We start from the raw sequence: 21,366 nt of genomic DNA, 5'->3' as shown, positions 1-21,366 counted from the left end.
TCGCTATTTCTGTCGGGTGACAGGTTTGTTACCCCGAGGCAAACGAGTGCAACAACTGTGTTTCCGAATGCGCACTTGCCCGGTCAGGTCCGTTTGCCATCCGAGCCGCGCTGTGACGGCGGATCGGCTGCGGCGGATGACAGTAAGGTGCTCTGTGTGAGTTCGGTTTCGGCAGGGCCAGGTCGCCCGAGGTTGGTGGAGCAGCGTCGCCGTGGGGATACCGCACGGGACGAGATCCTCGATGCCGCCGGAGAACTCTTCACCACACGCGGTTACTCAGGTACCTCTACCCGGATGATCGCGGAGGCCGTCGGTATTCGGCAGGCCTCTCTCTATCACCACTTCAAGACCAAGGACGACATCCTCGAGGCGTTGCTACAGAACACCGTGGCACGGGCGCTGGTCACGGCGCAGCAGCTAAGAGAGGCCGTCGGCGAGCCGGCGCTCGAACGGCTGCAGTCGCTTGCCAGATTCGACGCCGCCCAACTCGCGGGTTCGAGGTGGAACCTCGGCGCCCTGTATCTCCTGCCGGAGTTGCGCACCGAGCGGTTCGCCGAATTCCGCCAGGCGAGAACAGATCTGGCGCGTATCTACGCGGCGCTGGCAGGGGAGGTACTCGGTGACCCCGACGATCCGCGTCGACACCTGCCGTTCCGGCTCGTCGAGTCGGTGATCAGCATGCGTTCCGATGAGATGGCCGGCGCGCTCGGCGCGGACTCCCTGCACGAGATGGTCGACCTCTTGGTCGACACCATCGCATTGGTCTTGAAGTAGTTGCCGCAGCGACGAATTCGCAGGATTTGTATCCAGGCGCCGGAGTTGCAACCCCTGCGTCGAGACGAAAAGCCTGTGTCTGTGGAGGATCGAACGCGCGACGTCGAGTTCAGAGCACCTCACCTGGCAATGCGTCGTGAACCAGGAGTGCGATCTGCACCCTGTTGTTGAACGCCAGCTTCTCCAGGATGTGCGAGATGTGACTTTTGACCGTGGCGATGGACACGAACAACTCTTCGGCGATCGCGGCGTTCGACATCCCGCGCGCGACCGCGATGGCCACGCGCTGCTCGCCGGCGGTCAGCAGATCGAACTGTTCTGTTGCTTTCGTGCGGCGATCGCCGGGGTCGGTGAAGCGCACGATCAACTTGCGGGTGATCGAGGGTGACAAGATCGGTTCGCCCGCAACAACTTTGCGCAGAGATGCGATGAGGTCGGCGGGTGGGGTGTCCTTGAGGAGGAAGCCGCTGGCGCCGGCTTGCAACGAACGCAACACCAGGTCGTCGGTGTCGAAGGTGGTCAACATGATCACCTGTGGCGGCTCGGACATCGAACGCAACGCGATGGTGGCCTCGAGCCCGTTGACCTTCGGCATCCGGATGTCCATCAGCACCACGTTGGCGCCGGTCTGCTGTGCAAGCGCCGATACCGTGGATCCGTCGGCGGCTTCGCCGACGATGTCGATGTCCGGCTGCCCCGACAGCATCGTCCGCAGACCCGCACGCACCAGCCACTCGTCGTCCACGAGCAGCAGGCGGATGGGGGATGGGGCCTCGGTGCTCACAGGCTGCCCGCTTCCCATGGCAGGCGAGCGGTCAGCACGAAGTTGCGCTCCACGACGCCATAGGACAACTCGCCGCCGGCGAGAGTGACCCGCTCGTTGATGCCGACAAGACCCGACTTGGCCCCCGGGATCGGTTCGATGGCCGAATTGGCAGCCATCGACAGTGGTTGGTGAATCCTCACACTCAGCCCATCTCCGGGTCCGCCGCTGATGTGCACGGTCACCGGAACAGCACCCGCGTGTTTACGCGCATTGGTCAAGCCCTCCTGAACAATTCGATAGGCGGCCCGGCTGACCACACCAGGGACGTCGTCGAGGTCGCAGATGTCGATGGTCGCGCGGATCTGACTGCCCGCCTCCTCGGCTTCGCCGAACAGGGTGGGCAACGTGCTCAGCGACCGGGTGGGCTGAGCAAAATCCTCGGAGTCCTCACGCAGCATGGCGATCACATCACGCAGGTCGACCAGCATCTGATGGACGCCGGCGCGGATCACCCCGGCCGCCCGGCGAATGTCCTCCGGTGGTGCGTCGGGCCTGAACTCGAGCGCGCCGGCATGCACGGACAGCAGGCTCATCCGGTGGGCGAGCACGTCGTGCATCTCCCGTGCGAGCCGTTCGCGTTCGGTTGCCCGCGCATTGGCGATCCGCTCGCGCTGCTCGGCCTCGACGGTTCGCGCACGCTCGGCCAGTGAGATCAGCAGTTGCCGGCGGTTGCGGACCATGGTTCCCCACCCGACCGCCACCGCGGCCATCAGCGCCCAGAACACGAGCACGGCAAGCAGCGACTCCTGCCCTTCCGGGTACAGCCAGCGGTTTGTCATAGCCGCAACAAAGCTGGCCAGGGCCACCGAGACCGCGTAACGCATCGGCTTGTGGACGGCGAGCGAGAACACCGCCAGCAGAGCGACCCCGCCGATGGCCGAGGTGAATCCGGAGGCAACCGTCGCGACGATTGCCAGAGCCAGCGGCCATCGGCGCCGCCACACCATGGCCACGCAGCCCGCCACCCCGACCGCAATGTCGGCGACGATCATGCCGGAGATGTTGTCCAGACGTGGGCTGATGGCAACGACCCCGATCGCGGCGGCCAGCAGGATCATCAGTACGTCGATCGCGATGTCGCGTTTGCTCCGCCGGCCGATCAAGGGGTGGGGATCGGTCTCCAGTTCGGCGCGCACGGCCCCGGGCATCCACGCGCCCCGAGCCGTCAGATCATCCCATCCTTCTGTCACAGCAGCCCACCGGTTCGCATCGCCTGATCATGCGCGTCGAGACGACCCCGGGGCATCAGGCGAAAGGCGGAACTTCGGCGGGCGATGAGTTTTGGTTGCGGTCGGTGTCTGTTGTGGTGTCCGCTTGATGCACAAAACAACCCTGGATCGGAGTCATCATCATGTCTCGCATGCTGTTCCTCAATACAACCGCCACCGACATCCCCGCGACACGCAAGTTCTTCGGAGAGCTCGGATTCGAGTTCAACGAGACGTTCAGCGACGAGAACACCCTGTGCCTTGTGATCAACGAACTCACCGTCGCCATGCTGATGACACCCGCCCGGTTCCAGGACTTCATCACCGGAGGCATCGCCGACACCAGCAAAGAACGTGAGGTGCTGATCGCCATCTCCGCCGAGTCCCGTGAGGCCGTGGACACACTCGTCGACAAGGCACTGGAGATCGGTGGCTCCAAGTGGATGGACGCGCAGGATCACGGGTTCATGTACGGCCGTAGCTTCCTCGACCTCGACGGCCACGTCTGGGAGGTCACCTGGATGGATCAGTCCGCCATATCGGGTTAGGACGGCATTCTGGCTAGCTCGGCATCTATGGCTGAACCGGTTCTTTCTCCGAGGCCGACGGGCCGGGAGGCACGGCAGGTAGTCCGAACCGGGCGAAGTCGGCCTCCATGGTGTCGGAGAAGAAAGCCACCACATGACCGACGCCGTCGGCGGTGATGTCCAGGACCTGCAATTGGAAGGGCCTGTGCACACCGTCGGCGTCGAGCATGTACAGCCCGAACGCGGGCTGTCCGTTGGCCACCGCCGGCAGCAGCACCATGTCGCCCGCTGCGGTGGCCGGGCAGTTGGAACCGATGAGCGTACCGATGACCTCCGGGCCCTGGTACCAACCGGTGAAGGGCGGCATCTCCCAGATGGCCTTGTCGGTGAACAACGCCACGATGGCGTCGATGTCGTACGCCTCGAAGGCGGCGACCCACTTCTGCAAGAGTTCTCGCTGGGCGGCGTCCCCGGGTTCGACCACGGAATCACGCTCCGGCGCAACCTCTTTGAGCTGGGCTCGGGCGCGCTGGAGGAGGCTGTTCACCGTTGCGGTGGTCAGTCCCAGCGTCTCGGCGACCTCGGCAGCACGCCACTGGAGTACATCACGCAGGATCAGAATCGCGCGCTGGCGCTCGGGGAGATGCTGGAGTGCAGCGATGAACGCCAACCGGATGGATTCACGGGAACCGACGACGGCGGCGGGGTCCGCGGTCTCGGACAACGTCTCGTCCGACCCGGCAAACGGCTCGAGCCATGGCACCTCGTGGTCCTCGAGGAGAGCGCCCTGAGGATCCGACGACTCGCCGCCGAGTCCCGAGGGCAGCGGCCGGCGCTGCTTGGACCCGAGAGCGGTGAGGCAGGTGTTGGTGGCGATCTTGTAGAGCCACGTACGCACCGAAGCGCGACCGTCGAACCGGTCGTAACCACGCCAGGCGCGGATGAACGTCTCCTGGAGAAGGTCCTCTGCGTCGTGATGTGAACCCATCATCCGATAGCAATGTGCGAGCAGTTCACGTCGGTACGGTTCGGTGACTTCAAGGAAGTCAGAATCTACCGCGGCCTCGATAGTCATGGGGAAAAGGTTACGGGAGCGGTCTGACAACAACCAGGGTTCTTTGGTGATGGATTGCGCCAGGTTGGGCGGTTTTCGGGTGCCCGGTCGAGCGATGGCCGCCGCTCGTGTAGAGGTTGGGGAATGATTCGAGTCGGCACCTCGGGGTGGGTGTATCCGCCATGGCGAAAAACCTTCTATCCGGAGGGCCTGGCCCAACGCCGCGAACTCGAGTACATCTCCCGGGTTCTGAACTCGGTTGAACTCAACGGGTCCTTCTATTCTCTCCAGCGGCCGACCAGCTACCTCAAGTGGGCGGAGCAGACGCCCGACGACTTCCTTTTCTCGGTGAAGGGCCCGCGCTTTGTCACCCATATGAAGCGGCTCGTCGAGGTGGACCAGCCGCTGGCCACCTTCTTCGCGTCGGGCGTACTGGCACTCGGACCCAAACTGGGGCCGATCCTGTGGCAACTGCCGCCCAATCTGCCGTTCGACGCCGAGACACTCACGGCGTTCGCGCATCTGCTGCCGCGAACCACCACCCAAGCAGCCGAACTCTCCATGGGACACAGTGACCGCATCGCCGACCGGGCCTGGACCACAACCGATGCGGAGCGGCCGATTCGTCACGCCCTCGAGGTGCGGCATCCGAGTTTCATGACACCGGAGCTGCCCGACCTGTTGCGCGAGCTCGACATGGCGCTGGTGCTCGCCGACTCGGCGGGCAAGTTCCCCGTGATCGACGAGGTGACATCCGACTTCGTCTACGCCCGTCTGCACGGCGACACCGAGCTATACACCAGCGGCTACACCGACGAGGCACTCGATTCGTGGGCCGAGCGGTTCCGGGCGCGTGCAGTGGACCGCGATGTGTTCGTCTACTTCGACAACGACGCAAAGGTCAGGGCACCGTACGACGCGAAAGGGTTGCTCGACCGCTTGCAGTGACCTGGCTCGGGTAGCGTTGTCGCTGCGCTCAACAAGCGATGGCGCGCCAGGCAACGACTGGGGTGCATGATGATCGAGCGTTTGGACAAGCTGCAGAGGCGGCACCCCGTGTTGGGTTTCGGCATCGCCGTGATCTACAAATACGCGGACGATCAGGGCGGATATCTCGCCGTTCTCATGACGTACTACGCGTTTCTCGCATTGTTCCCCTTGTTGCTGCTCTTGACCACCGGCGTCGGCATAGTGCTCGACGACAATCCCGAGTGGCAGGCGAAGGTACTCGATTCGGCGCTCGGCCAGTTCCCGGTGATCGGCCCGCAGCTCGGCGAACCGCAGGAACTCAGCGGTGGCACAGCAGGAATCGTGATCGGCATCCTCGGCGCCCTGTACGGCGCCTCGGGTGTCGGCCAGGCGGCCCAGAACGCGATGAACACCGTGTGGCAGGTGCCGCGTAACAACCGGCCCAACCCGATCTTCTCCCGGTTCCGCAGCCTGCTCCTGCTGACCGTGCTGGCGATGACCTTGGTGGGTACCGCTGTGTTGTCCACCTTCGCCGGATTACCCGGGCCCCTGGGGGCCTTGGAGGGGGTGACCATCGGTCTTCTGGCAGTGGTCATCAACTCGGCGGTGTTCACCATTGCCTACCGCCTCAGTACCAGCAACGACGTGAGCTATCGCGATGTGTTGCCGGGCGCGGTCGCGATGGCGATCGTCTGGCAGCTGTTGCAGACATTCGGAACGGTGTACGTCACCCAGGTGGTGAAGAACGCGAGCACCACCAACAGTGTGTTCGCCGTGGTTCTGGGCCTTCTCGCGTTCTTCTATCTCACCTCCATCGCCGTGGTGTTCACCGCGGAGATCAACGTGGTGAGAGTGCATCACCTCTACCCGAGGGCGTTGCTGACCCCGTTCACCGACGCCGTGGACCTCACCCACGGTGACCGCAAGACATACACCCGTCAAGCAAAGGCCCAGCGAGCCAAGGGTTTCGAACACGTCGATGTCACGTTCCGCAAGGACGACGACACCTGAGACCCGTTCGGCGCTTCTGGCGTCAGATGACCCCGTGCAGCGGTGGTGGTGTGTCGTGCAGCAACGAACGACCGATGTGCTGGTACTTCCACCGCACCGGGTCGTGCAAGGTGTGCGTACGCGCGTTGCGCCAGAAGTGATCCAGGCCGAGATCTGCTGCGGCGCTTCGCGTTCCCGACACCTCGAAGAGTGCGCTCGACACCTCGTTGGAGGCCCGGTCGGCAACAATCTTCGCTGTCGCCACCGCAATCGAAGCGGCGGCGGTTCGCTCTGCTGTCGCGTCGGCCTCAGCCACGAACGTGGCGTCCACCGCCTCGCCGGCGCTCTTCAGGGTTGCCTCGGCGGAGATCACCTCCACGGCCAACTCGCCGACGCGTTGAATCACCAACGGGTCGTCGATGGCGCGATCAACACCTGCCTCGAACCAGGGGCGACTGCGGCTGCGGACAAAATCTGTTGCAGCAGAGAGTGCTCCGCGAGCGATGCCGGCGTCGATGGCCACGTGCAGCAGCTGGGCAAACGCGCCGTACCCGGCGGGGGCGCCCACCGCGCGAGCCCGGGCGACCAACTGGTCGCGGCGCAGGGACACTCCTTCGAACGTGATGGTGCCGCTGCCCGTGGTGCGCTGGCCGAGTCCGTTCCAGTCATCGACGATGCGGACACCGGCGGCGTCGGCGGGGATGAACGCCACGTACTCACCTTCCTCGAGCCCCGTCTTGTGGTCGGGGTCGTCGAGCCGTGCCAGCACTGCGAGCGTATGGGCGTACAGCGATCCGGTGCAGTAGTACTTCGAGCCGTCCAGACGGAGTACGCCGCGGTCCGCTCTGACCGTGGTGGTGATGTCGGCGACGGTCTTGCCGCCCCGCTCGGACTGCGCATTCGCGATCCGGCTTCCGCCCAATACCGCCTCGAAGAGATCGCGCTGTTGTGGTGGATCAGCGGCAAGACGAAGCAGATTCAGATACACGAAGTGGCTGTGCGGGATCTGCGCGATGTTGGGATCGGCTGTTGCAAGGATGCGGACGACCTCGGCGACGATGCTCGGCGGCAGATCTGCACCACCGAAACGGCTCGGAACCGTGATCGCCAGCAGTCCGCTGGCCGACAGCTGATCGATCTCGCGATAGGGCAGTTTGCGGTCGCGATCGCGCGCCACCGCCCCGGTGGCGAAATGTGCTGCCAGGTCGTGGGCCACCGACACTGCCTGCTCGGCAGTGTCGATGCGAGAGGCGATCGCGGTGCTCACGATGCGCCGACGCCGGCTTCCGCGTCGGCCGCTTCGAGTTCACGAACCAGCGGCAGCACCTTCGCACCGAAGTATTCGATCTCTTCCTGGAAGTGCAGGAACCCGCCGAGGACCAGGTCGACGCCGAGTCGTTTGTAGGCGACGATCCGCTCGGCAACCTGTTCCGGCGTGCCGATCAGCTTGGTCTTGAACCCGTCGTTGTACTGCACGAGGTCCTCGAAGCTCGACTCGGCCCACATGCCCTTGCCGTCCGAGGTGGACGCGCCGGCCTGCTGCACCGAATCCCGGAACCCCTCGACTGCAGGACGATTGGCCTTTTCGATGATCTCCCGGAGGGTGTCCCGGGCCTCGGCCTCGGTGTCGCGGGCGATGATGAACCCGTTCAGCCCGAACTTCACCTCGCGGTCGTGCGCCCTGGCGACCGCACGCAGGTCGTCGACCTGCTCGGTGACACCATCGAAGTCCTTGCCGTTGGAGAAGTACCAGTCGGCGAAGCGTCCGCCATTGCTGCGGGCCGCGGTGGAGTTACCTCCCTGGAACAGTTCGGGATTGGGGCGCTCGGGTGTGTTGAGCGGCTTGGGCTTGAGGGTGAAGTCACGGATCCGGTAGAAGTCGCCACCGTAGTCGACATTGTCCTCGGTCCAGATCTTTCGGATCACCTCGAGGAACTCGGCACTTCTCCGGTAGCGCTCGTCGTGCTCGAGCCAGGGCTCACCCAGCGCCTTGAACTCTCCGGCGAACCATCCCGACACGACGTTGATGGCGAACCGGCCGCCCGACAGGTGGTCGGCGGTGGCCCCGAACTTGGCCAGCACCGCCGGATGCCACAGGCCGGGATGGATGGCTGCGATGACCTTGAGCTTCTCGGTGGCCCCCAACAGCGCAAGGCTGAAAGCTGTTGATTCGTGCTGGAACTCGGCACCGTAGGACGCCATGTACCGCACCTGCGACAGTGCGTACTCGAAGCCGTTGTTCTCGGCGGTCTGTGCGAGCTTCTTGTTGTACTCGAAGTCCCAGCTCGTTCGCTGCTCGATGTCACTGGTCACCAGGCCGCCACTGACGTTGGGGACCCAGTAGGCGAACTTGATCTGATCGGCGATGTGTTCGGTGCTCACGGTTTGCTCCAATGGTTCTGCGGGAGGGGTCAATCGGGCTAGGTGAAGGCGGGTTGGGTGAAGGCGCAGCCCGTCAGGACGCGCCTGCCGGCGACAACGACGGCAGGAAGGCTCCTCGGACAGGCTCGGACACGCGGTCATCGGCACTGAGCAGGCCGCGCCGGACGAGCCTCGGGCGCACGCCCTCTCCGAAGTGGTAGGCCTCTTCCACGTGGGGGTAGCCGGACAGGATGAAGTGATCGAGACCCAGAGCCGCGTACTCCGCGATGCGGTCGGCCACCTCGTCGTGCGAGCCGACCAGCGCCGTGCCGGCTCCGCCTCGAACGAGCCCGACGCCTGTCCAGAGGTTCGGGTAGATCTCCAGCGAACGGGCATCGGTACCGCTGCTGAACGCGGTGCCTCCGCCGTGCAGTTCGAGCATGCGCCGTTGCCCTTCTGATTCCGAGCGGGCGAGGTTCTGCTGGGCTCCGGCGACCACCTGAGGGTCGAGTGCACCGAGAAGCCGGTCGGCTTCGGCCCAGGCCTGTTCCGCCGTGTCCCGCGAGATCACGTGCAGCCGGATTCCGTAGGACAGTTCACGACCCTCGTCCGCGGCGAGCCCGCGGATCCAGTTGAGCTTCTCCGCGACGGCGTCGGGTTTCTCACCCCAGGTCAGATAGGTGTCGGCGTACTTGGACGCGACGGTTCCCGCTGCCGGGGAGGAACCCCCGAAGAACACCGGCGGAAGCGGATCGGGCTTACGGGCCAGGTGAGCGCCCTCGACCCTCAGATGCTTGCCCGTGAAGTCCACCGGGCCGTCGGTGGTCCACAACTGCCGGATGATGTCGAGGTACTCGCCGCAACGCTCGTACCGGGCCTCCTTGGACAGGAAGTCGCCGAATGCACGCTGTTCCGACGATTCACCTCCGGTGACCACGTTGAGCAGGAGTCGTCCCTTCGACTGCCACTGGTAGGTCGCCGACATCTGTGCCGACAGGGTGGGGCTGGTCAGCCCCGGTCGCAGGGCGACGAGGAACTTGAGGGTGTCGGTTGTCTCCAGCAGCATCGCGGTGGACAACCACGCGTCCTCGCACCACAAGCCGGTGGGCGTGAGGACGGCTTCGAATCCATTGACCTCGGCGGCACCGGCGAGCTGATTGAGATAACGCAGATCAGCGGGCCGATCTCCGGACATGTCAGAACCGTGACCACCCGCCATCAGATTCCGTGAGTCGCCATACGTCGGCAGGAACCAGTGGAAATGCAGGGACACGGAGGACGCCTTTCTGTTTGTCGGGCGGTTCGTCTGGATCGACCCGTGGTCGACGACGCCAAAAGCCCGGAGTTTCGAACACAGTGTGGGCGGCGTCCACGCGGCGATCCCAGGGTTCGGATCGGTGTGATTCCAACTCGGCGGTCGCTGCTGCGGCGGGGCTATTCTCGCCGGTGAGCGCGGTGCCGACCTGCGCTCAGATCGTCACGTCCACGACCCCGGTCCGTTGGACAGGTGTCGTCGCCGCTGCTACTTTGACCTTCATGACGAGCAACGGCCACCACATCCCGGAGGTCACCTATGTGACCACCGCGCTGGGATGTCGTCTGCCTTTCGCTCGTGTCCTCTGTTGTCGAATGTCCTGACCCGAACCGCCGCGCTCGCGGCATTTCTCTCAGACATCTCCCCGCCCCGGCCATCGTTGGTCCTGGAGGCGACAACTCGATGAGGACCTTCGATGACTGCAACACTTGACCACCGCATAGCAACACCTGTTCGCCCGTCCGCTCGACCCAATGCGCCGGCCGGGTCTCGGATCGTTTCGCCTGTTCGGCCCGCTCATCCGCAGCTTGCGCCCGGCCAGCAGAAGGCGCCCGCCAAGTTCGGCGGAACCCGCGCCGGGATCCACGTCGCAACACCTCAGCTTCATCTGTCGACCAAACCGGCGGCAGTTGTCCTACGAGCGGCCCGACTGCACGGCCCGGTGTTCCGCGACGCGGCATCGGCCGCATCGGGGTTGAGTATCTCGACGGTGAACCGTCAGGTCAGCGCCCTGCTGAAGGCCGGGCTACTGCGCGAGCGCGCCGACCTGGCACCCGCGGGCGCCATCGGTCGTCCCCGTCTCCCGTTCGAGCTGAACACCGCCGAATACCTGACGGTGGGCATCCACATCGGTCTCAAGGTCACCTCGATCACCACCCACGACCTGTTTCACCGCGTGGTGGGCGCCATCCAGATCCCGACCCCGGCTGCCGACACCCCCGAGCAGACCCTGACGTCGATCGGATTGAGCGCGAAACGTTTCCTCTCCCGCTGGCAGAACAAGCGTGTGCTCTGGGCCGGGGTGGCGCTGGCCGGCCGGGTCGACAACGGCGGACGTGTGAGCCATTCCCGGTTGAACTGGCAGTCCGCACCTGTCGGTGAAGTACTGGCGTCGGTGATCGGTCTGCCCATCTCGGTGGCGTCGCACGTCGAGGCGATGGCCGCCGCGGAACTCCTGCTCAACCCCCAAGCGGAATTGCTGGTCGATCCAGGTCAAGAAGGCGGCAGCTTCGTCTACTTCTACGCCCGGGAAACGGTGGGTATCGCCTTCACCGTCGGTGGAAGCGTGTACACACCCACCGCCGGGCCGCCGGAGATCGGACATTTCCCCGCAGGCCGCACCGAACTCCTCGACCCGCACCGCACCGGTCGCCTCGAACCGACCGTGAGCGACACCGGTGTGGTCGACGCCGCGATCGCTGCGGGGTTGACCATCGAGACCGTCGAAGACGTGCACCAGCTCGCTGCCGCAGGCAACGACGTGGCCCGCGCCATCCTGACCGAGAGGGCCGAAGTACTCGGCCGTGCGGTCGGCCTCATCTCTGACATCTTCAACCCCGACCACGTTGTCCTGGGCGGGCAGGCGTTCACGGATGCGCCTTCGACTCTGCCCGTGGTGGCCAGAGCTGTTCGCGAGACCTCCGTGTCCGAGCGACGCGACGTGCGCGTGTCACGGTCGGGTGCCACCGTGCAGCAGCAGGCCGCCGGCGCGGTTTCGCTTGATGCGATCTACAGCGACCCGATCGAGGCTCTGTCCCGGAGTCTGTGAAACGCAATCGAGCGGGCCGGTTTACCGGCCCGCTCGATGTCCACACAGGGTGTTGTCAGTCCGTGGTGCGCTTGCGGTAAGCGCGCAACGCAAACGGCGCGAAGATCAGCGTGAGTGCCACCGACCAGAGCACCGTGGAGAGTTCCGGGTTCTGCAGTGGCCACGGGGCATCGGCCGGTGCCGCCGGTCCATTGCCCCACAATTCGCGCATCGCCTGGACGAGTGACGAGATCGGGTTCCACTCCGCGATGGTGCGCAACCAGGTGGGCATGGGCTCTGTGGGCACAAAAGCGTTGGACAAGAACGTGATCGGGAACAGCAAGGTGAACATCACGCCGTTGACCGCTTCTGGCGACCGCATGACCGAACCGATCAGGATGCCGAACCAGATCATGGCGAACCCGAACACCAGCACCAGAGCAAAAGCCAACGCGGCCTTGGCGATGCCTTCGTGGATGCGCCATCCGATGAGCAGACCCGTGATGGCCATGACCACGATGCCGATCGACGAGTGGATCAGCGCTGCGACCGAACGTCCGACCAGAACGGACGACCGTGCCATCGGCAACGACCGGAAGCGGTCGATGATGCCCTTCTCCAGATCGTTGGTGAGACCGAGCGCGACGATGAACGCAGAGAAGGCAATGGTCTGGCCCATGATGCCGGGCAACAGCCACTCTTTGTAGTCGAATCCGGAGCCAGGACTGATCGACGCACCGAACACGTACGCGAACAACAGCACGAACATGATCGGCTGCACCGTGACGTCGGACAGCATCTCTGGCTGGCGCTTGGTGTGTAACAGGTTGCGCCGCACCATGACCAGGGATTCTCGGACCAGATCAGGCCGGCCTGTAGCGGATTTCGGGGTGGAGCGGCCGGTGTCGGCGGGTGACGTGGTGGTGGTCATGACTTGTTCTCCTCGTTGTCGGCGTCCTCGGCGCGGTGTCCGGTGAGGGAGAGGAAGACGTCGTCCAGGCTCGGGCGGGTGAGTCCGATGTCGTCGACTGCGATCTCGCTGCGTTCGAAGATCCCGGCGATCCGGGTCAGGTCGGCGAGCCCATCGGCGCTCGCGGTGAGCTGGCGTGCGGACTCCTCGACAAAGACCTCGCCGCTGTTCTCGCGCAGCAACCGGGTGGCTTCTTCGAGATCGTCGGCATGCGAGACCGTGATGACCAGACTGGCCTGTCCGGCTTGTTCCTTGAGTTGTAGTGGCGTGCCGGCGGCAATGATCTTGCCCCTGTCGATGACAACGATGTCGTCGGCGAGCTGGTCGGCCTCTTCGAGATACTGCGTGGTGAGCAGCAGTGTGGTTCCGTCGTTCACCAGCGATCGCAGCACGTCCCAGAGTTCCTGGCGGCTGCGCGGGTCGAGGCCGGTGGTGGGCTCGTCCAGGAAGAGCACCGGCGGCGAGGCCAGGAGGCTGACCGCGAGGTCGAGCCGACGGCGCATACCTCCCGAGTAGGTCTTGACCACGCGGTCCGCAGCGTCGGTCAGCGAGAACTGCTCGAGCAGTTGGTCGCCGGACCGGCGTACGTCTTTACGGGGAAGGCCGTAGAGGCTTCCGATCATCCACAGGTTCTCGCGGCCGGTGAGCAATTCGTCGACCGTCGCAGCCTGACCGGTGAGGCCCATGTTGCTGCGGACGAGATCCGGGTTCTCCCGTACGTCATATCCGGCGATGCGAGCAGTGCCCGACGTCGGCTGACTCAGTGTTGTCATCATGCGGACCGTGGTGGTCTTGCCCGCGCCGTTGGGCCCGAGCAGTCCCAGGACGGACCCTGGTGGAACTGAGAAACTAACTCCGTCGACGGCGCGAACACCGTCGAATTCTTTGACCAGGTCGATGGCTTCGATCGCTAGGTCGGTGGCCCCCGTGGCAGTTGTCATGCGGGTAACCGTATCCACCGACTCTGACATCGGGCCAGCGCTTTTATCGCCGAGCTGGGTCACGGAACACTCCTCTGGTGGATGAAGGCCGAATCAGACAAATCCGGCTTCCGATGGTCTTCTGTCCTGATCAGCTGATCTGATGGTTCACGTTCAAGTGCGCTTGAAGTCAAGGGCTCGTCCCCCGGTGGTCCGTTCATCTTGTATTCGTCTGCGACGGCGACTTTCCGTCGCCCTGTGTCGGACTTCGTCGCCGAGGCCCGCACCCGGCAGTCGTCTCAGGCAACCTGCTGCAGTTTGATCACTGCCCCGAACGGGTCGCCGATCGTGGCGAGTCGCCCGTACGGGGTGTCCTCCGGCGCGGCCACGACAGCCCCACCGAGTTCGACGGCCTTGGCAACGGTTGCGTCGGCGTCCTCGGTGCCGATGTAGATGGCCCAGTGCGATGGGACCTCGGACGGCAGGTAGCCGGAGGCGTCCATAATCCCGGCGTAGCCCTCGCCCGGCGCCCGGTCGGGCAGACTCAGCTGGCTGTATCGGAACTCGTCCGTGTCCGAGAGGCTGACGACGGGTTTGCCGAGCACCTCGCCGTAGAACTCGACGGCTCGTGGGTAGCCGGTGCTCTGCAGCTCGAAATACGTTGCTGCACCGGCTTCCATGTGCAACTCGAAGCCGGTGTGCTGGCCTGGTTGCCACAAGCCGAACACCGCGCCGTGTGGGTTTGCGCCTGTCTCGGGGTCGCCCCCCGGGTCCGTCACGATCGCCATGGTGCCCTGCTCCGGTATCTCCATCGGATCTTGGAGCACGCTGCCACCCGTGGCGGCGACGCGTTTGACGGCGGCCGCGATGTCGGAGGTCTGAAAGTAGGTGCACCAGAAGTCCGGCATTCCCGGGTCGGGTTTCGGACCGAGGCCGGCAATCAGCTTGCCCTTGTGGGTGAACTGCGAATACCCGCCGAAGCGCTCGTCCATCTCGGTGTGGTCCCAGCCGAACAGGCGGCCGTAGAAGTCCGCGGCAGCGCCGGGGTCGGTACTCGACAGGTCGAACCAGACCGCAACGCCGTCGGAGTGGGTGGGAACTGGCATTTTTGGCTCCTCGGAAGTGTGGAAAAGGATCTCGGGAAGGTAGACACACGGCGCCGCCGGAACTCATCGCGCCGACGGCGAACCGGATCAAGATCCGCAGATGCGGCTGTACTCGATTGACAGCGCCGCACATGCGGCGGACCATCGTCAGGTGGGCGATCTCAAGATTCGACAGGCGGCAGAACTCCTCGGCCTCAGCGACGACACGGTACGCCGGATGATCAGCGGGGGACAGCTGCCCGCCCATGTCGACGGCAGCGGCCGTCAGGTGGTCGACGGCGCCGACCTGGCCAGGGTCGCGCGAGACCGGGCACCCAGCGTCGTGTCGACCGATGCACCGGTGGCGCGTTCGGCCCGTAACCGATTCGTGGGCCTGGTCACCGACGTCCGCTCCGACCCGGTGATGAGCCAGGTGACCTTGCAGTGCGGCCCGTTCGAGGTGACCTCGTTGATGAGCACCGACGCCGTGAACGAACTCGGGCTACGGCCCGGGGAGGTCGCGACAGCCGTGGTCAAGGCCACCACGGTCATCGTCGAGACCAGGAGCAGGTGATGGGCCCGCGGAGACCCACGACATCGGTTCGACTCTCCGAGTCGCTCGGTGTGGTGTTCGCTGCCGCCCTGGTGCTCGCAGGGTGCTCGACCAGCGGCACAGAAGGCGGACAAGACGACGAAGCCGGCCTCACCGTGTTCGCCGCAGCCTCGTTGAAGAACAGCTTCACGGCATTGGCCGACGAGTTCTCCGAGACGCACGGCGGCGTCGACGTCTCCCTGAACTTCGACGGCTCCCAGGCGCTTGTCACGCAGATCGAACAGGGCGCCGACGCAGACGTCGTGGCCACGGCCGACGAGAAGAGCATGGCGAAACTGGGCGAGAAGGTGGCTGATCCGCAGATCTTTGCCACCAATGTGCTCACCATCGTCACCGCCCCGGGAAATCCGAAGAACATCCGTACCCTTGCCGACGTGACGAAAGACGGTGTCACGACTGTCATCTGCTCGGTGAGTGTGCCCTGTGGCAGCGCCGCCGCCCTGGTCGAGAAGAACACCGGTATCGACATCAAGCCGATGAGTGAGGAAACGGCGGTCACCGGGGTACTCGGCAAGGTCCAGACGGGGCAGGCCGACGCGGGACTGGTGTACGTCACCGACGCCGTCGGCGCGGGTGACTCGGTCACCACTGTCGCCGACCCCGCCCTTGCCGCGGTGGTCAACGCATATCCCATCGGGACAGTAGCCGAGTCGGAGAACGCACCTCTGGCACAGCAATTCGTCGAGATGGTCACGGGTGCGCAGGGGGCGGCGGTACTCGAGCGAATGGGCTTCGGGCCGGCGACGTGAAGGCTTCGCAATCCGGTCTCAAGGCCGTTCCGGCATGGTTGTACGTGCCGGCCGCCCTCGGTATCGCACTGGTGATGCTGCCGCCCATCGCATTGGCGGTGAACACTCCCTGGGACGACTTCTGGGACAACATCACGTCCGAATCATCCGTGGACGCACTGGCGTTGAGTGTGCAGACGGCCGCGATCAGTACCGTCCTGTGCATCCTTCTGGGCGTTCCGATGTCGATCGTGTTCGCGCGGCGCGGTGGCAGCACCGTGCGCGTGGTGCGTTCGGTGGTGCTGCTACCTCTGGTCCTGCCACCGGTGGTCGGGGGAATCGGTCTCCTCTACGCCTTCGGGAAGTTCGGCCTGGTGGGCGAACATCTTTCGGCCATCGGAATCGACATCGCATTCACCACCTCGGCAGTGGTGCTGGCGCAGACCTTCGTGGCACTCCCCTTTCTCGTCATCAGTCTGGAGGGAGCGCTGCGCACCGTCGGGGCGCGATATGAACAGGTGGCGGCCACGCTCGGGGCATCGCCCACCCGCACCCTGTGGAAAGTGACCATGCCACTGGTGTTTCCGGCGCTGCTCTCCGGAATGGTGCTGGCGTTCGCCCGTGCGCTCGGCGAGTTCGGCGCGACGATCACGTTCGCGGGCAATCTCCAGGGTGTCACCCAGACTGCGCCGTTGGCGATCTACGTGGAGTCGATCAGTGAACCGGAGCAGGCGCTTCCGCTCTCCGTGGTGCTCGTCGTGGTCGCGTTGCTCGTCGTGGTGGCCGTGCACGTGCGCGATTCGCGGCGGACGGCTGTGCTGTGACCGGCGATCTGGTCGCGTCGCTGCGTAATGAGCTGCCGGCCATCGACGTCGAACTGACTGTTCCACAGGGGCATACCGTCGCCGTCATGGGCCCCAACGGGGCCGGCAAGAGCACACTGATGAATCTGCTGGCCGGATTGTCGAGGCCGGGTATCGGACGAATAGCCCTGGGATCGCGAGAATTGTTCGGCAACAGCACTTTCATGCCTCCACACCGACGCGACGTGTCGATGCTGACGCAGCAGGGACTGTTGTTCCCACACCTCACCGTGAGGCAGAACGTGGCGTTCGGACCGTCGGCGAGGCGCCTGCCAAGAGCTCAGATCAGGGCTCGCACCGACAAGTGGCTCGACGCCGTCGGCGCCACCGAACTCGCGGATCGCAAGCCGGCGCAACTGTCCGGAGGTCAGTCACAGAGGGTGTCGCTGGCGCGCGCGCTTGCCACCGAGCCGTCGGTGCTGCTGCTCGACGAGCCGTTCAGTGCACTCGATGTGGATGTGGTCCATCGCATCCGGTCGATGCTCCGACAGATTCTCGCGGACCGCGCGCGGATCACGGTCCTGGTAACCCACGACGTGGCTGACGCCGTGACGCTCGCTGACTCGGCGATCATCTTGGCCGAGGGCCGGATCGTGGCGCGTGGCCCGGTCCGTGACTTGCTGGCCAGCCCGATCAACCAGTTCTCGGCGCAACTCGCCGGACTCAATCTGGTGAGCGGAGTCTGGAACGGTGACGTCCTGGAAGCCGCCGGCTTTGCGGTCTCCGGATTGCTCGATGCGCCGATCGCGCCGGGAAGTGCTGTAATGGCGGCCTTTTCCCCGCGCGCTGTCGCCGTCTATCGGGAGCGGCCCAGCGGCAGCCCGCGTAACGCCGTGAAGGCCGTTGTCGTGCAACTCGTTCCGCAGGGCGATCTCGCACGGATCGACGCCCGGGTTGCTGACGGGACGATCCTCACCGCGACCGTGACCTGGTCGGCCGTCGCCGAGCTGGGACTTGTTGCCGACGATGAGGTGTTCCTGGTGATCAAGGCGAGTGAAGTGACCGTGTACGAGAGTCGGCACTGATACCCCCGCTCTTTCGCGTTGGTAATGAACTGTTTCTTGCAGTCTGCGTTTTCGGTGGTCGCCTGCCGATGGCCGGGGATGCGCCCACCCCGATTCTCGGGCATCAGAATATTCCGACACTCATCGGTGATGCATCGAAAGGTGTTACGTTCACCCAACCGGAGAGAACGATGAGACTGCAGTAGTCGGGTGGGTGGCATGGCGTTCGTCGGCGGGGAGGGTACCTGCGTGTCGGCGGCTGCCTGTCTGCGCACCCGACAGTGAGCGGAAGGCCAGACAGATGGCATTGAACGTGTTGAGCAAGCGTGTAACCAGCAGGTGTGCAATCACATTCGCCGTGGTCACCCTCACTGCGGGAACCATGGCGGCGTGCACGTCGACCGATTCCGGTGACGACTCGAACCACCTGCAGGAACTCAAGGACAAGGGTGTTGTCACCGTGGGGTTCGCGGGTGAGGCGCCTTACTCGTTCGAGCAGGACGGCAATCTGACCGGTGCCACGGTGGCACTGCACCGAGAGATCTTCGGGAACCTGGGAATCGAGACCGTCGAGGGTGTGAACGCCGATTTCGGTTCTCTCATACCCGGATTGCAGGCCAATCGGTTTGATGTCGTGAGCGCCGGGATGTCGATCTTGCCGCAGCGCTGCGAGCAGGCCGCGTTCGGTGACCCCGAGTTCAACTACACCACCGCACTGATGGTCACGCAGGGCAATCCCAAGGGGCTCAAAGACATGCAGTCGGTGAAAGACAGCGGCGCCCGATTGGCCACCATGACCGGTGCGGTCGAGTCGGACTACGCCGAGTCCCTGGGGATCGAGAGCACGCAGGTGGCCACGCCGCAGGACGGGATGGATGCCGTCACCTCGGGTCGTGCGGACGTCTTTGCGCTGACCGCCATCTCACTCAACTGGATGAAGACCAACAACCCGGGCGCGCCGGTTGACGTCACCGAGTCCTTCGTGGCGAACATTGACGGAAAGCCGCAGGTGGGTGCCGGTGCCACGGTGTTCCGCACCGATGACAAAGAGTTGCTCGAGGCGTACAACGCCGAACTGGCGAAGATCACGTCGGATCCGCAGAAGTATCTGGATCTGGTCGGCGAGTTCGGCTTCACAGAAGAAGAACTGCCCGATCCCAACCTGACCACTGCCCAACTGTGTGAGGGCGTTTGATCCCGACCGGAGCGGTATCCCTCCGTGGGTGAGAACTTCGACGCCTTCCTGGATGCATGGCCTCGCATCCAGGAAGGCATCCTCACGACGATCTACCTGACGCTCGGCGGCGCTGCGCTTGCCTTTGTGCTCGCCCTCCTACTCGGTCTCGCTGTGGGAAACAAGTACGTGCTGGTCAGGGGTGTCTCCCGCACCATTGTGGAGTTCTTTCGAGGCACCTCCTTACTGGTCCAGTTGTTCTGGCTCTTCTACGTGTTGCCCCTGCTCGGATTCCAGCTCGAAGCGATGTTCTGTGGGATTCTCGCCCTGGGCCTGAACTACGGCGCGTACGGCGCCGAAGTGGTCCGTGGATCCATTGCTGCGGTACCTGCCACCCAGTGGGAAGGCGCTGTGGCGCTCAACTTCTCACCGTGGCAGCGGCTGCACCGCATCATCTTTCCGCAGGCCTGGGTGCAGATGTTGCCGCCGCTGAACAACCTGCTGATCCAGTTGCTGAAAGGCAGCGCGCTGGCCAGTTTCGTTCTGCTGCAGGATCTCACGTATCAAATCGAGCAGCTTCGACGAGGGACCGGCGACACGGTGTTCGCGTTCGGGATCGGTCTGGTTCTGTACTTCTGCATCGCCTACGTGCTGACGCTGGTGATGAACATGCTGGAGGTCCGCGCGAAGTCGCGTCTCGGGGCGGGCCCATCGATGCGCGAGGTTCTGCGGCTGCGCCCTGAGCGGCCCGGCGAGAGCATCGGGGTGGGCCGATGAATGCGCAGTGGAGTTGGGAACGGGCGTTCGACTCGCTGCCGGTGCTGCTCGAAGGGTTCCGGATCACGTTGCTGGCCACCGTGCTGGGCTTCCTGATAGCGGCGGTGCTGGGATTGGCCGTTGCGGTGGTGCGGCACAGTGCCCCCAAAGCGGTGACGGTTCCGTTGCGCATGGTCACCGAGTTCATCCGCCTCACCCCACTCGTGGTGCAACTGCTGTTCGCCTACTACCTGCTGCCGCAGTTCTCGGCGTTGCAGATCGGCATCGTTGTACTCGGTGTTCACTACTCCACCTACATGGCCGAGGTCTATCGCGCCGGCATCGACGCGGTACCACCGGGCCAGTGGGAGGCAGCGCACGCACTGTCGCTGCCGACGGTGCGCAAGTGGCGGGCCGTGGTGTTGCCGCAGGCAATCCGCAAGACCACACCCGCACTGGGGAACTACGCGATCTCGATGTTCAAGGACACCCCGTTCCTCTTCGCCATCACCGTGGTCGAGATGGTCACCGCGGCGCAGCAGTACGGCGCCAAGACCTTTCAATACCTCGAACCGATCACCATGGCCGGGGTCATCTTCCTCATCGCCAGTTACCCCACATCCGTCCTGATCAGAAGACTGGAGAAGCACCTTGCCTACTGAGGGCACGTCGGGCTCGGCGCGCGACAACGACACACCGATGATCCTGTTCGACAAGGTCGTCAAGAAATACGGCGACCATGTGGTGCTCGACCACCTGGACTTCCGGGTCACCCGAGGCGAACGGGTGGCCCTGATCGGTCCAAGCGGCTCCGGCAAAACGACCATCCTCAGGTTGCTGATGACCCTGGAGACGCTGGACGGCGGAGTGATCTGGGTCGACGGCGCACCGCTGACCCACCAATACAAGGGGGACAAACTGGTTCGTGCGTCCGAGAAGCACCTGCGCGTGGTGCGCGCCAAGATCGGCATGGTGTTCCAGCATTTCAATCTGTTCCCCAACATGACTGTGCTGCAGAACATCACCGAGGCCCCGATCCATGTGCTGGGCCTGAGCAAATCGGAAGCGACCAGCAGGGCGCGCGAACTGCTCGAGACCGTAGGACTGTCGGACAAGGAGAACGCCCATCCGACAAAGCTTTCCGGCGGTCAGCAGCAGCGCGTGGCGATCGCGCGGGCACTGGCCATGGACCCCGACGTCTTGCTGCTCGACGAGGTGACCTCGGCGCTCGATCCCGAACTGGTGGCCGATGTGCTCGGGGTGTTGCGCACGATCGCCGAGACGACGGAGATCACGATGTTGATCGTGACCCATGAGATGGGTTTCGCCCGCGATGTGGCCGACCGCGTCCTGGTGTTCGACGCGGGCAAGATCGTGGAAGAAGGCGACCCGGTCGACATCTTCACCAGCCCCCAGCAGGAACGTACCAAGACGTTCCTCAAGGCAGTCCTGTCCAAGTGAAGGCCTGTCGCGAACCGTCGA

The 21,366-nt window shown here is 64.5% G+C and carries 22 protein-coding genes; 13 read left to right on the top strand and 9 right to left on the bottom strand.

The annotated features are described in order from the left end of the window. Positions 1-156: 156 nt before the first annotated feature. Positions 157-774: a TetR/AcrR family transcriptional regulator gene (locus ACVWY6_RS13840; protein ID WP_457538767.1), complete on the top strand. Its 618-nt coding sequence runs from the start codon at positions 157-159 to the stop codon at positions 772-774. 109 nt (positions 775-883) lie between these two features. Here the strand turns inward: ACVWY6_RS13840 and ACVWY6_RS13835 are convergent, their stop codons facing one another. Further along, complete coding sequence (locus tag ACVWY6_RS13835; protein ID WP_457538765.1) at positions 884-1,558, bottom strand: response regulator; 675 nt, start codon at positions 1,556-1,558, stop codon at positions 884-886. Then, entirely contained in the window at positions 1,555-2,790 is a 1,236-nt protein-coding gene (locus ACVWY6_RS13830; protein WP_457538763.1) for a histidine kinase, read from the bottom strand. Before ACVWY6_RS13830 ends, ACVWY6_RS13835 begins: the two co-directional genes overlap by 4 nt. A gap of 161 nt (positions 2,791-2,951) precedes the next feature. On the opposite strand from ACVWY6_RS13830, the gene ACVWY6_RS13825 reads away from it, so the two are divergent. Beyond that, on the top strand, positions 2,952-3,356 hold the full coding sequence (locus ACVWY6_RS13825) for a VOC family protein (protein WP_062796745.1): 405 nt from the start codon (positions 2,952-2,954) through the stop codon (positions 3,354-3,356). 25 nt (positions 3,357-3,381) lie between these two features. Here ACVWY6_RS13825 and ACVWY6_RS13820 read toward each other — a convergent pair whose 3' ends face one another. Continuing rightward, positions 3,382-4,410, bottom strand: coding sequence for a sigma-70 family RNA polymerase sigma factor (locus ACVWY6_RS13820; protein WP_457538761.1), 1,029 nt, complete (start codon positions 4,408-4,410; stop codon positions 3,382-3,384). Positions 4,411-4,533: 123 nt separating this feature from the next. Here ACVWY6_RS13820 and ACVWY6_RS13815 point away from each other — a divergent pair, with 123 nt between their 5' ends. Together ACVWY6_RS13815 and ACVWY6_RS13810 are read left to right on the top strand one after the other, a co-directional pair. Continuing rightward, positions 4,534-5,337 carry a DUF72 domain-containing protein gene (locus tag ACVWY6_RS13815; protein WP_457538759.1) on the top strand — a complete coding sequence of 268 codons (804 nt, stop codon included), beginning with the start codon at positions 4,534-4,536 and terminating at the stop codon, positions 5,335-5,337. A gap of 69 nt (positions 5,338-5,406) precedes the next feature. Then, entirely contained in the window at positions 5,407-6,369 is a 963-nt protein-coding gene (locus ACVWY6_RS13810) for a YihY/virulence factor BrkB family protein (RefSeq protein WP_031333389.1), read from the top strand. Between the two features lie 22 nt (positions 6,370-6,391). Here ACVWY6_RS13810 and ACVWY6_RS13805 read toward each other — a convergent pair whose 3' ends face one another. The 3 genes from ACVWY6_RS13805 to ACVWY6_RS13795 all read right to left on the bottom strand — a co-directional run bounded on the left by ACVWY6_RS13805 (position 6,392) and on the right by ACVWY6_RS13795 (position 9,982). Continuing rightward, positions 6,392-7,618: an SfnB family sulfur acquisition oxidoreductase gene (locus ACVWY6_RS13805; RefSeq protein WP_457540142.1), complete on the bottom strand. Its 1,227-nt coding sequence runs from the start codon at positions 7,616-7,618 to the stop codon at positions 6,392-6,394. Next, positions 7,612-8,730, bottom strand: a complete 1,119-nt coding sequence (gene sfnG / locus ACVWY6_RS13800) for a dimethylsulfone monooxygenase SfnG (RefSeq protein ID WP_062796751.1) — start codon at positions 8,728-8,730, stop codon at positions 7,612-7,614. The genes ACVWY6_RS13805 and sfnG overlap by 7 nt, the downstream gene beginning before the upstream one ends. A gap of 73 nt (positions 8,731-8,803) precedes the next feature. Continuing rightward, entirely contained in the window at positions 8,804-9,982 is a 1,179-nt protein-coding gene (locus ACVWY6_RS13795; RefSeq protein ID WP_023962405.1) for an LLM class flavin-dependent oxidoreductase, read from the bottom strand. 457 nt (positions 9,983-10,439) lie between these two features. On the opposite strand from ACVWY6_RS13795, the gene ACVWY6_RS13790 reads away from it, so the two are divergent. Further along, positions 10,440-11,792: an ROK family protein gene (locus ACVWY6_RS13790; RefSeq protein ID WP_457538756.1), complete on the top strand. Its 1,353-nt coding sequence runs from the start codon at positions 10,440-10,442 to the stop codon at positions 11,790-11,792. Positions 11,793-11,847: 55 nt separating this feature from the next. Here the strand turns inward: ACVWY6_RS13790 and ACVWY6_RS13785 are convergent, their stop codons facing one another. The 3 genes from ACVWY6_RS13785 to ACVWY6_RS13775 all read right to left on the bottom strand — a co-directional run bounded on the left by ACVWY6_RS13785 (position 11,848) and on the right by ACVWY6_RS13775 (position 14,767). After that, entirely contained in the window at positions 11,848-12,702 is an 855-nt protein-coding gene (locus tag ACVWY6_RS13785) for an ABC transporter permease (RefSeq protein WP_457538754.1), read from the bottom strand. Then, positions 12,699-13,682 carry a daunorubicin resistance protein DrrA family ABC transporter ATP-binding protein gene (locus ACVWY6_RS13780; RefSeq protein ID WP_023962413.1) on the bottom strand — a complete coding sequence of 328 codons (984 nt, stop codon included), beginning with the start codon at positions 13,680-13,682 and terminating at the stop codon, positions 12,699-12,701. The genes ACVWY6_RS13785 and ACVWY6_RS13780 overlap by 4 nt, the downstream gene beginning before the upstream one ends. A 278-nt stretch (positions 13,683-13,960) precedes the next feature. Continuing rightward, positions 13,961-14,767, bottom strand: a complete 807-nt coding sequence (locus tag ACVWY6_RS13775) for a VOC family protein (protein ID WP_457538752.1) — start codon at positions 14,765-14,767, stop codon at positions 13,961-13,963. A 100-nt stretch (positions 14,768-14,867) separates the two neighbouring features. On the opposite strand from ACVWY6_RS13775, the gene ACVWY6_RS13770 reads away from it, so the two are divergent. The 8 genes from ACVWY6_RS13770 (at position 14,868) to ehuA (ending at position 21,345) form a co-directional block, all read left to right on the top strand. Continuing rightward, positions 14,868-15,320 (top strand): TOBE domain-containing protein, encoded by a 453-nt coding sequence (locus tag ACVWY6_RS13770; protein WP_457538750.1) that lies wholly within the window; start codon positions 14,868-14,870, stop codon positions 15,318-15,320. After that, a complete protein-coding gene (gene modA / locus ACVWY6_RS13765) occupies positions 15,320-16,108 on the top strand; it encodes a molybdate ABC transporter substrate-binding protein (RefSeq protein ID WP_457538748.1) in 789 nt (262 codons plus the stop codon). Before ACVWY6_RS13770 ends, modA begins: the two co-directional genes overlap by 1 nt. Positions 16,109-16,182: 74 nt before the next feature. Beyond that, positions 16,183-16,911: an ABC transporter permease gene (locus tag ACVWY6_RS13760; RefSeq protein WP_457540140.1), complete on the top strand. Its 729-nt coding sequence runs from the start codon at positions 16,183-16,185 to the stop codon at positions 16,909-16,911. Then, positions 16,908-17,975 (top strand): sulfate/molybdate ABC transporter ATP-binding protein, encoded by a 1,068-nt coding sequence (locus ACVWY6_RS13755; RefSeq protein ID WP_457538747.1) that lies wholly within the window; start codon positions 16,908-16,910, stop codon positions 17,973-17,975. The genes ACVWY6_RS13760 and ACVWY6_RS13755 overlap by 4 nt, the downstream gene beginning before the upstream one ends. A gap of 280 nt (positions 17,976-18,255) precedes the next feature. Beyond that, positions 18,256-19,149 carry an ectoine/hydroxyectoine ABC transporter substrate-binding protein EhuB gene (ehuB, locus tag ACVWY6_RS13750; protein ID WP_023962423.1) on the top strand — a complete coding sequence of 298 codons (894 nt, stop codon included), beginning with the start codon at positions 18,256-18,258 and terminating at the stop codon, positions 19,147-19,149. 24 nt (positions 19,150-19,173) lie between these two features. Next, positions 19,174-19,905, top strand: coding sequence for an ectoine/hydroxyectoine ABC transporter permease subunit EhuC (ehuC, locus tag ACVWY6_RS13745; protein ID WP_457538745.1), 732 nt, complete (start codon positions 19,174-19,176; stop codon positions 19,903-19,905). Further along, complete coding sequence (gene ehuD / locus ACVWY6_RS13740; protein WP_457538743.1) at positions 19,902-20,546, top strand: ectoine/hydroxyectoine ABC transporter permease subunit EhuD; 645 nt, start codon at positions 19,902-19,904, stop codon at positions 20,544-20,546. Before ehuC ends, ehuD begins: the two co-directional genes overlap by 4 nt. Positions 20,547-20,583: 37 nt before the next feature. Next, positions 20,584-21,345: an ectoine/hydroxyectoine ABC transporter ATP-binding protein EhuA gene (gene ehuA / locus ACVWY6_RS13735; protein WP_457540138.1), complete on the top strand. Its 762-nt coding sequence runs from the start codon at positions 20,584-20,586 to the stop codon at positions 21,343-21,345. The last annotated feature ends 21 nt before the right edge of the window (positions 21,346-21,366 follow it).

This window comes from Williamsia sp. R60, from assembly GCF_054063855.1.
This window is presented reverse-complemented; position numbering and strand designations above follow the sequence as displayed.